Source organism: Flavobacterium macacae (genome assembly GCF_003865365.1).
In the GTDB taxonomy this organism is placed as follows: Bacteria; Bacteroidota; Bacteroidia; order Flavobacteriales; family Flavobacteriaceae; genus Flavobacterium; species Flavobacterium macacae.
On the sequence record NZ_RQVR01000017.1, the window covers coordinates 1 to 13473 of the forward strand.

Below are 13473 nucleotides of genomic sequence, written 5' to 3' on the forward strand. Positions count from 1 at the left end.
AAAAGTTTTTTCCCGCTTTGTTGGTTTTTCTGAAATCACAGGCCTTGTTTGCTGGAAATGCCGGGGTATAGCTATATAGTCTTGAGTGAAGATGGGCGGACGGAAGTCTCCAAAAAAAACGGAAAGATCCCTGAAATAGCCCCGACTGGAGGGAAAAGCCGTCCCGACTGCCCCTTTTGCAGGCGCGAAGCTTTGGAAGGAACGGCGGGAATGCCCTATCCTGATAAATGAATGGCCTTGCGCTTCTCGAAAAAAATTACTGCCACATATAAGGTGTGTTTTCTTTCTCCTTATATATAGGTATAAAAAAAGACAGCGGAATGGCTGTCTTTTGTGTTTTTGAAAATTTGAATGCTACCTATATATAAGGTAGCATTTTCATTCATTATAATTAAAAATATATTAGCTTTTTTCTGGCATTAAAATACCCACTACTTTATCTTTTGATAAGTATTTTTTAGCCACATTTTGAATGTCTTTTGCTGTAACTGCATTTACTTTTGCTTCTACTTGCAAAACATCTTCTGGACTTGTTCCGTTTGTGTAAGAACGGTTGAAGTTCGTTAACCAATATCTATTTTCTTTGATATCTTTTTTGTAATCAAGAATTTCCGCTTCTTTAAATTTCTTAATATCACCTTCTTGAGGTCCATTATCAATTATTTTTTGTAATTCTCTTAATGCAGAAGCCGTTAACTTTTCAGCATTGTCTGGACCGCAAGGGAAACCAATATTGAAACTATAAGCACCATTCGGAACTTTACTCATTCCGCCCCGCGCACTAATTCCGTACACACCGCTTTCATTTTCTCTTAGCTCTTCAATTAATTTGATAGTCAAAACTTCCCCTAAAGCCTGCATTGCCAAAGCTTCTTTTGGAGTGTATTCAGCATCGCCATAATACATAATTGTCACAGAACTTTTTGGATCTGTTCCTTTATTTACAATTTTTTTGTGCTCTCCTTTTAGCATTCTGTGTCCTAAATCAATTGCTTTTTCTTTTTTTGCCGTAGAAGGTAATGACGCAATATATTTTTTAGAATATTCTTCCATTTTTGCATCATCCACATTTCCTACGAAGAAAAATTCAAAATCTCCTGCATTTGCAAAACGCTCTTGAAATTTAGTGTAAGCCAATTTATAATCGGTTGCTTCCCAAGCTTTATCATCAGGAATCATTCCGAAAAATCTTGGGTTCTCTTTTAACAAATATCCATAAAATTCTTGTTGGAAATAAAAACTTGGCTGAGATGCCATATTTTTATAAAACGCTGATTGTTTTTGTTTGTAACCTTCAAAAGCTTCGTTATCTAAGTTTAAGTCAGCCATATAACCAACAGTCATTTGGAACAAATATTCCAAATCTTTTGGAGTTGTGCTTCCTCTTAAACCTTCAGTTGTATTTGAAACATAAGGATAAACACTTGCCACTTTTCCTGACATAAATTTGTTGATGTCGTTTTCTTTCAATCCAGAAAAACCAGCTTGAGTCAAACCTCCGTTAGCAAATTGTGTTTTCTTTAATTCTTCATTTGTATAAAGATTTGTACCTCCAAAACTTACAGCTTCCATCAAAACTTCGTCATTTTTAAAGTCTGTTTTTTTGTACGTTACTTTGGCTCCGTTTGACAACGTTAAAGTTGTTGCACCAATTTTAGCATTGGTTTCTTTTTTAATAATTGTTCCCGGTTTTAATTCTTTTCGCAATAAACTAGACGCAATTTCTGTATCTGCATACGGTTGGATTTCGTCAATATTTACTTTTAAAGCATTCAAAACTTCTTGTTCTGTAACTTTTTTCAGACCCTCTTTTTCAGGTCCTGTTAAGATTACAACACGATTGTCTTCTTTGATATAATCTTTAACCAATCCGTTAACATCTTTTAATTCAATGGTTGGCAAGATTTTTTTCAAAGCTTCAAAAGTCCAAGCTATTCCAGGCGTAGGTTCTTTTTCTAAGAAATGTGATTGATATTCGCTTACAAAATTCTCAGAATTTCTTTTTTCTCTATCGTTATACACAGTTTCAAAACCTGCTAAAAACTCTGATTTAGCTCTGTCTAATTCACCTGGTGTAAAACCAAATTTCTTAGCTCTTTCGTTTTCTGTAACTAAAACCTTTAAAGCCTCTAATTGTTTGTCTTCTTGTGACATTGCAAAAGACTGATACGCTTCTTTTGTTCTTGCCCAAGTACCTCCGTGGTAAGAATATCCATAAGTAAAAGGAGGTGTTGGAGAATTTGTCAACTCATTTAACCTGTTATTAATCATTGTAGAATACAATCCTTCAACAAGAGATTTTCTAAAATCATTCACATTCACAACTGGTTTTGGAGTGTCATAATCTTTGTAAACCAATTGAACTTGTGCTGCTGAAGCTTCTTTGTCACTTTCGACTGCCACAAATGTTTCTTTGTGATTTGGAACGTCATAGATTTTTCTTGGTCTTTCGTTTTTTGGGTTCTTGTAACTTGAAAAGTGATCTTTGATTTTTTTCTCCATTTGAGCAACATCAATATCACCCACGACGATAACACTCATCAAGTTTGGACGGTACCAATCTTTATAAAAACTGATTAGTTTTTCATATTTGAAGTTCTCAAGAATTTCTTTTTTTCCGATTGGCAAACGATTTGCATAATGAGAATTGTGCATCATTTTTGGCATGAAACGCCCCATCATTCTTTTGCTTGCGCCAAGACCAATACGGTACTCTTCAAGAACTACACCTCTTTCTTTATCAATTTCTTCTGGAGTCAAAACGGCGTTGAATGCCCAGTCTTCAATAATTTGAAAACCTTTTTCTAACTTTTCAGGATCATCAGATGGTATCGGCAAGAAATACACAGTTTCATCAAAACTGGTGTAAGCATTTAAATGTTGTCCGAATTTCACTCCAATACTTTGAAGATAATCTACTAATTTGTTTTTAGGAAAATTTTTCGTTCCATTAAAACTCATATGTTCCATAAAATGCGCCAAACCTTGCTGGTCATCATCTTCAAGAATCGACCCAGCATTGATAACAAGTCTTAAATCAACTTTGTTTTCTGGTTTCGCATTCTTCTTAATGTAATAGGTCAATCCGTTTTCTAATTTTCCTGTTTTCACAGTGGAGTCAAAAGGAATAGGACTTTCCCCTTTAAAATCTTGCGCAAACATTGACAATGGTAATGTCAAAAGAAGCACAAATAGTTTGTTGTAATTTTTCATTGGTTACTATTTATAGATTCGATAAAACTAAACTTTATAACAGAATAAACTACAGATTATTATAAAATATTTAACAGAATTGACTTACTTTTCATTTCTAAATTTCTTAAATTAAGCAATTACAAGCTTTGGTACCATTTTAGCCACAATAAATCATAATAAATTTCGCTATATTTATAGCCAGAATCTCAAATATTACCTGATGTATAAAAAATATCTTGCAGCTTTTTTAAGTTTTTTTACTTTTACTATTCTTACGGCTCAAGTTCAAACTGAAGTTGCTCCACCATTTAATATCAAAACAGTTTCATTTGTTCAAAGCGGTCAGAATGTGATTCCTATTTTTCCATTAAACGAAGGATTTCAATTGCAATTTGATGATTTATTTGGCAACGAAGCCAATTATTATTATGAGATTATTCACTGCAATTATGATTGGACGCCCTCGCAGCTAGTGAAAAGCGAATACATCCAAGGATTTGACAACCAAAGAATTCAAGACTATGAAAACTCCTTCAACACCCTCCAATTGTATTCTCATTATCGATTAGCATTCCCAAATAAATTCACTCAATTTAGAGTAACAGGAAACTACATTCTTAAGATTTTAAATGAAGACCAAGAAGTTGTTTTTTCTAGAAAATTCATTTTATATGAAGATTTAGTTGGTGTTCCTTTGCAAGTAAAAAGAGCCCGTGATGTGCGTGATATTAACTTTATGCATAACCTTGATTTCTCTATAAAAACCGCGGCTATCAACTTTATAAATCCGTTGCAAAACGTAAAAGTTACTTTGTTACAAAACGGTAATTTCAACACGGCAATCAACAATATCAAACCGCAATACACAATTGGAAATGATTTGATTTATAAATACGATAAGGAAACCCAATTTTGGGCAGGAAACGAGTTTTTATACTTTGACAATAAAGAAATCAGAGCCGTTGCCAACAATATCAATTACATCGAATCAAAAGAACTATACAACACGCATTTGTATCCTAACAAAGCACGCGGAAACCAAATTTACACCTTTAATCCGGATGTGAACGGAAATTTTGTGGTTCGAAATTTATACGTACAAAACAATCAAATTGAAGCAGACTACGCTTGGGTTTTCTTCCTTTTGGACGCTCCGGCTTATTTCGGAAAAAACGATATTTACATTAACGGAATGTTCAACAATTATGCTTTGAACGAAGAAAATAAGATGGAATTCAATAAAAAAACGGGCATGTTTGAAAAGGCAATGTTGATCAAACAAGGATTTACCAATTTTCAATATATAATCGCTGATAAATCTAAAAAAATCGACAATGCAAATTCTATCGATGGTAATTTTTATCAAACCTTAAACGACTATCAAGCAATTGTTTACTATAGAGGGGTGAACGAAAGATATGATCGGGTAATTGGAAAAGGAACCGCTTCATCTGAAAATATCGTCAATTAACCCGGCTAAAAAACTGTTTTTAAAACCTTTAAGCAAAATTTAGTATTCGCAAAGGCAAACCAATGACAAAAATTTGTAGTTTTGTATTATTACAACAATTATGGTTACACAAATAACACGAGGTATTAAGATTTCAGTCTTGACTAGTTTTGAAGGTACTTATTTCAAAAACTATAAGATTCACTTTGCCTTTAGTTATAAGATCACCATTGAGAATCATTCAAAAGATTCGGTGCAATTAATGTCCCGCCACTGGGAAATTTTTGACGCTTTGAACAATCTAGAACTCGTGGACGGCGAAGGTGTTGTAGGCAAAAAACCTGTTTTAAAGCCTGGAGAATCACACACATACAGCTCTGGATGTTTGCTTTCATCTCCTTTCGGAGCAATGAGAGGCTACTTTAATATGATCAATTTTACCTCAACACGAAGTTTTAGGGTAATTGTCCCAAGTTTTAAATTAAGTGCTCCTTTTGCCTTAAATTAATTAGAAGCTGATCCCGCTTTCTGTTTCAAGTTTTTTCATTTCCTCCTTTTTTTCTAAAAATAAAAAGAGCTTCCGTTGGTCGCTTTTTTATCCTAAGAAAAAATAGTCAGCAATTTCAAAAAGCTTTCCACTATAATCGGGGCTAGAACATCCGACTTTCAATCACCTTTATTTATACGATTGACGCTTTTCAATCAAAATTACTTCCTCTTTTGTAATGGCATAAACCTTATCGTTTTCTTCCGGAACTAAAATATATTTACCCGTAAATTCTCCAAAAGCCGGCAAGATCATCTGGTTTTGGCGCTGAAAAAAGCAAGGCAATTTTAAATGATGTCCACCAAAACCACGCAATTGAATTCCCGGATGAATGTGTCCGGAAAAATTAAATAAACCTTCTTTTTCTGTCGGATGGTGCGTCAGCAGAAAACCATCTGTTTCTAATTCTTGAAAAATCTTTACCCCTATTTTATCATAATTTTCTTGGGCAATAATATCGTGGTTTCCTGCAATTAAAATGATTTCTGCTACACAACAATCTGACCATTCTACGAATAAATGCCACTCGCTGTTTTTAGAACTGTGAAACAAATCACCTAAAAAAAGCACTTTTTCTGGATCAAAATAATCCACCACTTCTGTCAAACGCATAAAGTTTTTTGACACCGAATTCTCCGGAATCGCAACACCGTGTTTTCTAAAATGTGACACTTTTCCCAAATGCACATCCGAAATTAAGAGCACGTTTTTATCTTCCCAAAACAAAGCACCGCTGGGATGAAGAATAAAAGTATTTGATTTTATTTGTATCGTAATTGTCATAAATATCACTTCATATACGAAGCCGTCATTTTTTTAATTCGTTCTGCCAAAGTTTCACTCGATAATTTTTCGCGAAGCCTATCCGTAATTATCGGGAAGCTGAAGGGCGTTGGTTTTTCACATTCCTTCCAAACAATATCTTGCTTTTCAATTCGCTCCAAAGCTAGTAGCAATCGTCCCTCTTCCAACTGATGTTCAAATGTTTCGCGATAGGCTTGTTGAAAAAGCAAATTATCCGGTTCATAATCCCTAAAAACTTCAAAAAGCAATTGCGAACTGCTTTGCAAATGTTTTGTTTTAATCAGTTTCCCCGGAAATCCGGTAAAAACCAAACCTGTAATTACGGCAATATCCCTGAACTTTCGTCTGGCCATTTCGGTTGCATTCAAACTTTTTTGTAAATCAGAATGTACATAATCAGTCGAAAAAAGATTGTTGTCCAATACTTCCTGCATATTGATTTCTTGGTCCGAAAGCAATTCAAAACCATAATCGTTATATGCCAACGAGAAACTTATCGGCGAAAGCAAACTGATTCTGTACGCTAGTATACTTGCCAAAGCTTCGTGCACAAAGCGTCCTTCAAACGGATAAAAAATCGCATGAAATCCTTCTCGTGTTTTAAACGTTTCAATTAGAAATTCGTCGGCATTTGGAACAATTGATTCCTTTCTTTGTCGTGTAAACATGGGCTTTAAGGCTTTTAATTCGGGTGACAAATCGGTCGTGTTGGCACGATACAATTCCTTCCGTAGCAATTCACTCATTTGTGCCGAAAGTGCCATCCTTCCTCCCATCCAACTCACTAATTTTGATGCTTTTTTTGGGTCGGCTTTCTTTACCAAAACCTGCATATTTTTAATGCGGTACAATTCCAATCTTTTGCCTCCAAACGTAAAGGTGTCGCCGGGTTTTAATTTTGAAATAAACCATTCTTCAATCGTTCCGATGAAACCGCCACTTAAAAATTTCACGTTTAAAACCGCATCACCAACAATGGTTCCAATTTGCATTCGGTGGTGCATCGCCAGCATTCGGCTGTTGATTTTATAACGCCCGTCTTCTTCAATTTCCACTTTCTTATATTCGTCATACGCTTGCAAACTTTGGCTACCGTTAACGATAAAGTTTAAAATCCAATTCCAATTTTCTTTTGTCATCGCTTGATAGCAAAAGGTTTTTCGAACTTCTTCGTAAATTTCATCGGGAAAAAATCCATCCGAAACCGCCAACGTATTTAAATATTGCACCAGAACATCCCAACTGTTCAAATAGGGAACACGGTCTTCGACAACCGTATTTTCAACCGCTTTTTTCAAAGCCGAAGCCTCAATCAATTCGATGGAATGCGTGGCGAGAAAATAAATCACGCTTTCTTTCCCTGGCTGGTGACCGCTTCGTCCGGCACGTTGCAAAAAACGCGCAACACCTTTGGGACCACCGACTTGAATGATGGTTTCGACTGGAGCGAAATCGACACCCAAATCCAAACTTGAGGTACAAACCACGACTTTTAATTCTTCATTGCGAATGGCTTGCTCGACCCAAAGTCGGGTTTCCCGATTGATGCTTCCATGGTGCATCGCCATTTCTCCTGCAAATTCCGGATATTTTTCGAGCAATCGTTGAAACCAAATCTCACAAGCCGACCGAACATTCGTAAACAATAATGTGGTTTTGCTGTTGCGAATAATCTCGGCCACCTCATCAATCAGGTGCAACCCCATATGACCGCGCCACGGATACGTTTCCATTTTATCGGGAATTATCGAAAGGACTTTGATTTTTTTATGAATGACCGCTTTGATTAAAACGGAATTTTTATAGGCTTCCGAATCCATTCCAAGTAAAACTTCTTGGGCTTGTTGGAGGTTTCCTATGGTGGCAGAAATTCCCCAAATTCGCATTTTGGGAGCGATGATTTTTAATCGTGAAAGTGCCAATTCCGTTTGAACGCCCCGTTTTGTTCCGAGTAATTCGTGCCATTCATCAATGACAATTGCAGAACAATCTTTGAATATTTTTTCATAGCCTTTTGACGCCAAAAGCAATTGCAAACTTTCGGGAGTAGTGACCAATAAATCGGGCATTTTGCCTTTTTGCTTGGCGCGTTCACTGGCTGAAGTATCCCCCGAACGTATTCCCACGGTCATTTGTGTTCCTAAATCATTGACAACCCTCTCTGCTGATTGTTTTATCTCAACAGAAAGTGCTCTTAAAGGAGTAATCCAAATGGCTTTTAGTCCGGGTTTATGTTTGGTCTTGTAATCTGGATTTTTTTTGATGTAATCGAGAACAATCGGCAACCATAAAGCATAGGTTTTCCCGCTTCCGGTGGGAGCGTTCAATAAGCCGTTTTTTCCTTGCAAGAAAGCCTTCCATGTTTGGGTCTGGAAGGGAAATGGTTTCCATCCTTGTTGATGGAACCAGTCGCTTGCGAGGTTGAAAAGTTGTTCTCTGTTCATTTCTATTTTTTAACCGCGAATTCCTGAAGTTTTGGGATAAGAAAAATTAAGTTTGATTCTTATTTTCTCGCAAAGGCGGGAAGTCGCAAAGCTTTTTCCCCATTTTACTTTCTTCTTGTTTCTTTTTTCTTGACTCAATACTCAATACTAACTACTCACTTCTCTCTAAATAATCATACCTTTCAAATCTTCTATCGAATTGGCTTCCTCTATCTTCTTGTCGATTCGCCATCTTAATATTCTTGGAAAGCGAGTTGCCACACCACTTTTGTGTCTTTTTGAAAGGGCAATTCCTTCGAAACCAATTTCAAAAACGAGCTTTGGCGTAACGCTTCGAACGGGTCCGAAACGCTCCAACGTGTTTTTCTTTATAAAATCATCTACCATTCTGAATTCGGCATCGGTCAAGCCGGAATAGGCTTTTGCAAAAGTGACCAATTCGCGTTCGCCGTTTTCATTGTCTTGCCATAAGGCAAAAGTGTAATCAGTGAACAAATTCGAACGTCGTCCGTGACCTCGCATTGCATACGTCAAGACCGCATCAATGGTTAGCGGTTCGATTTTCCATTTCCACCAATCGCCTTTTTTTCTTCCGACCAAATAGGGTGAATCTTTCCGTTTCAGCATCAAACCCTCGCTTTTCATTTCGCGCGAACGTATTCTTTCTTCGATCACTTCTTCCCAAGTGGAGAAGGAAAACCGTTCTGAAAGTTGCAACGGAATCCCTTTGTCTTTTATCGTTTCATATAAATTCTCCAATAGAATTCGTCGCTCTTCAAAAGGACGGTTCCGAATGTCATTGCCTTCCCATTCCAACAAATCGTAGGCTTTGATGACAACAGGATTGCTTTTTAATAATGACTGTGAAACTGTTTTTCGTCCGATTCTGGTTTGCAAATCATTAAACGTTCCGATTTCATCATTTAAATACGGAAGAATTTCTCCGTCGATGACCGTTCCATTTGGAATGACGCCGATAAAGGAATTGAACTCAGGATATTTGTCCGTCACCAATTCTTCGCCTCGGCTCCACACATACATTTCGTTTTCACGGATGATGGTCTGCGAACGGATGCCGTCCCATTTGTGTTCGGCACTCCACTCTTCGGGATTTCCGAGATTGGCTATTTCGCCTTCAATCGGATACGCCAAATAAAACGGATAAGGTTTCGAGAGGTAATCACTGCTTTTTTCATCTAAAATAAGCTCTTGAAACGTGATTGTATTCGGATTCCAATCGCCCATTAATTTATAGGCTAACGTATCTTCATCTATGTTTTCTGCCTTCGAAAGTGCCCTTGTCATTAATTTTTGACTGACCCCTATTCGGAAGCTTCCTGTAATTAATTTGGTAAAAACAAAACGCTCATAGTAATTCAATGCGAGCCAATTGCGGTGCAAGTATTCTCTTTTTTCTTCGTCGGTTTTCTTTTTTAAGGCGATGATTTCCTGTAGGTATTCCGTCAGGCTTTTATCGGAATGTTCTTTCGTGGTGGGAATTATGAGGGCAATTGTTTCGGCCAAATCCCCAACGATATGATAACTTTCTTCGAATAGCCAAAGCGGAATTTTCGCCAATTCGTTTGCCCATAATCGCAACAAAGTAGTGTTGACAGGTCGTGGCGGACGACGATGCGATAAAATGGCGATTGTCCAAACTTTATCTTCGTTGCTTGCGTTTTTAAAATAAGTAGTAAGCGCCTCAACTTTCACCGACGTTTTGTTGGAGCTGTCTAGGGTTTTTATGAGGTTGGCGAAGTTTTTCATATTTTTTTAGTTGCAAAGTCACGAAGTTTTTTATCTCGCAAAGGCGCTAAGTCGCAAAGAATTTAATCTTTTCTCTTGTTTATTGACTCTATTCTCAATACTCACTACTCTATTCTTTCTCCGCATTTTCTTCTTCCACATCTTTTTTGGCGTCCATTTCTCCTGATTCTCCTTCGTATTGGGTGTTGGCGGTTCTAGCATCGTAGCCTAATTCGATCAAATACTTGGAGAAAATATCGGAATATCCGTGGGTGCAAATTACTTTTTCGGCTCCGGTGGCACTGATGCTTTCCAGCAAACCGGTCCAATCGCAATGGTCGCTTAATACAAAACCTCTATCGACGGCACGCCTTCTTCTTGCTCCTCGAAAAGCCATCCATCCGCTGGCGGAACCTGTAACGTAAGGTGTCATTTTTCGAATCCACGTACTTCCGTGTGCACTTGGCGGTGCAAGAATAATATTCCCTGCCAATTCTTCTTTTTTGGTTTCTCTTGTAACTCTTATGGTTTCTGGAAAATCGACCATCGGTCGTAAGACTTCGGTCATATTTTCTATGGCTCCGTGGGTGAAAATCTTTCCGATGCTTGGGTCGAGGTATTTTAAAAGACGTTGTGCTTTTCCAAGTGAGTACCCAAATAATACCGATGTTTTGCCATCCGCTTGGTTCTCTGCCCACCAATTATTAATATCGGTCATGACCTCGGCTTGTGGCGTCCATTTGAAAGCCGGTAATCCGAAGGTACATTCGGTGATGAACGCATCGCATTTTACCACTTCATACGGTGTAGAAATTCCGTCGTCTTCCGTTTTGTAATCTCCTGTAAAAACCCAAACTTCGCCTTTGTATTCCACTCGGATTTGGGCAGAACCAATGATATGACCAGCGGGATGAAGCGAAAACTTGACACCGTTGATAGTGAACGTTTCATTCCAATCTTTTCCGGTCACGTTTATTTCACCCAAACGATGGCGGATAATGGGAACGTTCGTGTGATGCGTGATGTAATTTTTGTGTCCCCAACGCGAATGGTCTGCATGGCCGTGGGTGATAATTGCATTGGTCACCGGTCGCCACGGGTCGAGATAGACGTCGGCTTGGTGGCAATATATTCCTTTGTCGTTGAATGCTAGGAGTGGTTGTTTCATTTTTTTGTTAAAAAGTCATCTACATAAATTTAAGATTAGATTTTTTTTTGCGGAAGTGATTTGTGGGAAGTTTAACTTTTGTTTGAAAAATTTCTTTTTTTTGCAAAGACAGTAAGGCGCAAAAATTTCTACACATCAACTTTAACTCTTTTTTCCTTTGCGAGAAAAAGAAGACAAAGTATAAAGGCGATATGGGTCCAACAGTTTAAAAAAGGAAATGGCGTTTGAAAATAGCCCCGATTGGTGGCAGTAGCCTTTTCTTTCGTTTTCGGAGAAAAGCTACTGCAGAAAGCGGGACCGAGTTTAAAAGAATGCCTTATGTTTTTGCTTCAAATAAGGATTAAAGTTTTCAAATTGTTATTGAAATGGTAATTTGTTAAATATTCGGCAATGATTTTGTATCTTTGCGTTGCAAAAATTTGATAGTAATTTATTAAAACAAATCAGTATGCCAAAAGGAATTTACAGTGTTCCGACTGCGATTAACGAGGTTGTTAAATCGTATGCTCCGGGAAGTCCAGAAAGAGAATCGGTTTTAAAAACGTATAAAGAATTATATAACTCTACGGTTGATATTCCGTTGTTTATTGGTGACGAGGAAATTAAAACGGGAAATACAAAACGTTTGTTTCCGCCGTTTGACCACCAACACACTATTGGCCAATATCACGAAGCGGATAAGGCTTTGGTTGAAAAAGCGATTTCAACTGCATTGGAAGCTCGTGAAAAATGGGCGACGATGCCATGGGAACACAGAGCTGCGATTTTCTTGAAAGCTGCTGAATTATTGGCTGGGCCGTACCGCGCAAAAATTAACGCGGCGACGATGTTGGCTCAAGGAAAAACGGTTCACCAAGCAGAAATTGATGCTGCGTGTGAATTCATTGATTTCTTGCGTTTCAACGTTCAGTTTATGACGGAGATTTATGCACAGCAGCCGGTTTCTTCTGAAGGAATTTGGAACCGTTTGGAGCACCGTCCGCTGGAAGGTTTTGTATATGCCGTGACTCCTTTTAATTTTACTGCAATTGCCGGAAACCTGCCTTCTTGCGTAGCCTTGATGGGGAATGTTGTGGTTTGGAAACCGTCTGCAACGCAGGTGTATTCTGCGAATGTGATTATGGAGGTTTTCCAAAAAGCGGGATTGCCAAAAGGTGTTATCAATATGATTAATGGTAATTCTGCCATGATTACGGACACGCTTTTAGACAGTCCTGATTTTGCTGGTATCCACTTTACAGGTTCGACTGGTGTTTTCAACAGCATGTGGGCAAAGATTGGACAAAATATTAATAAATACAAAACCTACCCAAGAATCGTTGGTGAAACTGGCGGTAAGGATTTTGTTTGGGCGCACCCTTCTTCAAACCCAATTGAAGTAGCGACTGCTTTGACTCGCGGTTCTTTTGAATACCAAGGTCAAAAATGTTCTGCAGCTTCAAGAGCTTATATTCCGGCTTCTCTTTGGGATGCTGTTAAAGAAAGAGTTGTTGCTGATGTGAAATCATTTAAAATGGGTTCTCCAGAAGATACTTCAAACTATGTTTCTGCTGTGATCACAGAAGGTTCTTTTGATAAATTGGTGAAAGCTATTGAAGATGCAAAAGCATCAAATGAAGCAGAAGTTATCGTTGGTGGCGGTTATGACAAATCTAAAGGTTGGTTTATCGAGCCTACGGTTATCGTGACTACGAATCCGAAATATGACACAATGGCAACGGAATTGTTCGGACCAGTTTTGACCATCTATGTTTATGAAGACGCAAAATGGGAAGAGTCATTGAAATTGGTAGATGAAACTTCAATTTATGCTTTGACCGGAGCTATTTTCTCTCAAGACCGCTATGCCATTGATTTTGCTGCAAAAGCATTGGTTAACGCTGCCGGAAATTTCTATATCAATGACAAACCGACTGGTGCTGTTGTTGGCCAACAGCCTTTTGGCGGCGCAAGAGCTTCGGGAACAAATGATAAAGCGGGTTCAATCTTGAACTTGTTGCGTTGGGTTTCTCCAAGAACCATCAAAGAAACTTTTATTCCTGCAACAGATTACAGATATCCGTTTTTAGGAGAATAAATTTATGATTTTAGAATCATTGAGATAAAAAAAGCCGAATCT

The 13473-nt window shown here is 37.9% G+C and carries 8 protein-coding genes; 3 read left to right on the forward strand and 5 right to left on the reverse strand.

What is annotated here, in order from left to right; all coding sequences use genetic code 11:
- Positions 1-402: 402 nt before the first annotated feature.
- On the reverse strand, positions 403-3213 hold the full coding sequence (locus EG849_RS12965; RefSeq protein ID WP_125013522.1) for a M16 family metallopeptidase: 2811 nt from the start codon (positions 3211-3213) through the stop codon (positions 403-405).
- A gap of 202 nt (positions 3214-3415) precedes the next feature.
- Here EG849_RS12965 and EG849_RS12970 point away from each other — a divergent pair, with 202 nt between their 5' ends.
- Positions 3416-4666, forward strand: coding sequence for a type IX secretion system plug protein (locus EG849_RS12970; protein ID WP_125013523.1), 1251 nt, complete (start codon positions 3416-3418; stop codon positions 4664-4666).
- Between the two features lie 100 nt (positions 4667-4766).
- Complete coding sequence (apaG, locus tag EG849_RS12975; protein ID WP_125013524.1) at positions 4767-5153, forward strand: Co2+/Mg2+ efflux protein ApaG; 387 nt, start codon at positions 4767-4769, stop codon at positions 5151-5153.
- Positions 5154-5321: 168 nt separating this feature from the next.
- Here the strand turns inward: apaG and pdeM are convergent, their stop codons facing one another.
- The 4 genes from pdeM to EG849_RS12995 form a co-directional block, all read right to left on the reverse strand.
- Positions 5322-5975, reverse strand: coding sequence for a ligase-associated DNA damage response endonuclease PdeM (pdeM, locus tag EG849_RS12980; RefSeq protein ID WP_125013525.1), 654 nt, complete (start codon positions 5973-5975; stop codon positions 5322-5324).
- 5 nt (positions 5976-5980) lie between these two features.
- Positions 5981-8440, reverse strand: coding sequence for a ligase-associated DNA damage response DEXH box helicase (locus EG849_RS12985; RefSeq protein WP_125013526.1), 2460 nt, complete (start codon positions 8438-8440; stop codon positions 5981-5983).
- Between the two features lie 165 nt (positions 8441-8605).
- Positions 8606-10207, reverse strand: a complete 1602-nt coding sequence (locus tag EG849_RS12990) for an ATP-dependent DNA ligase (RefSeq protein WP_125013527.1) — start codon at positions 10205-10207, stop codon at positions 8606-8608.
- A gap of 109 nt (positions 10208-10316) precedes the next feature.
- Positions 10317-11354, reverse strand: a complete 1038-nt coding sequence (locus EG849_RS12995) for a ligase-associated DNA damage response exonuclease (RefSeq protein WP_125013528.1) — start codon at positions 11352-11354, stop codon at positions 10317-10319.
- Positions 11355-11802: 448 nt separating this feature from the next.
- Here EG849_RS12995 and pruA point away from each other — a divergent pair, with 448 nt between their 5' ends.
- Positions 11803-13431, forward strand: a complete 1629-nt coding sequence (pruA, locus tag EG849_RS13000; RefSeq protein ID WP_125013529.1) for an L-glutamate gamma-semialdehyde dehydrogenase — start codon at positions 11803-11805, stop codon at positions 13429-13431.
- Positions 13432-13473: the final 42 nt, after the last annotated feature.

Bases quoted from the DNA above. Each gene is read 5' to 3' on its own strand.
- EG849_RS12995 (WP_125013528.1), bottom strand. From the start codon at position 11,354: ATGAAACAACCACTCCTAGCATTCAACGACAAAGGAATATATTGCCAC.
- pruA (WP_125013529.1), top strand. From the start codon at position 11,803: ATGCCAAAAGGAATTTACAGTGTTCCGACTGCGATTAACGAGGTTGTT.
- pdeM (WP_125013525.1), bottom strand. From the start codon at position 5,975: ATGACAATTACGATACAAATAAAATCAAATACTTTTATTCTTCATCCC.
- EG849_RS12970 (WP_125013523.1), top strand. From the start codon at position 3,416: ATGTATAAAAAATATCTTGCAGCTTTTTTAAGTTTTTTTACTTTTACT.
- EG849_RS12990 (WP_125013527.1), bottom strand. From the start codon at position 10,207: ATGAAAAACTTCGCCAACCTCATAAAAACCCTAGACAGCTCCAACAAA.
- apaG (WP_125013524.1), top strand. From the start codon at position 4,767: ATGGTTACACAAATAACACGAGGTATTAAGATTTCAGTCTTGACTAGT.
- EG849_RS12965 (WP_125013522.1), bottom strand. From the start codon at position 3,213: ATGAAAAATTACAACAAACTATTTGTGCTTCTTTTGACATTACCATTG.
- EG849_RS12985 (WP_125013526.1), bottom strand. From the start codon at position 8,440: ATGAACAGAGAACAACTTTTCAACCTCGCAAGCGACTGGTTCCATCAA.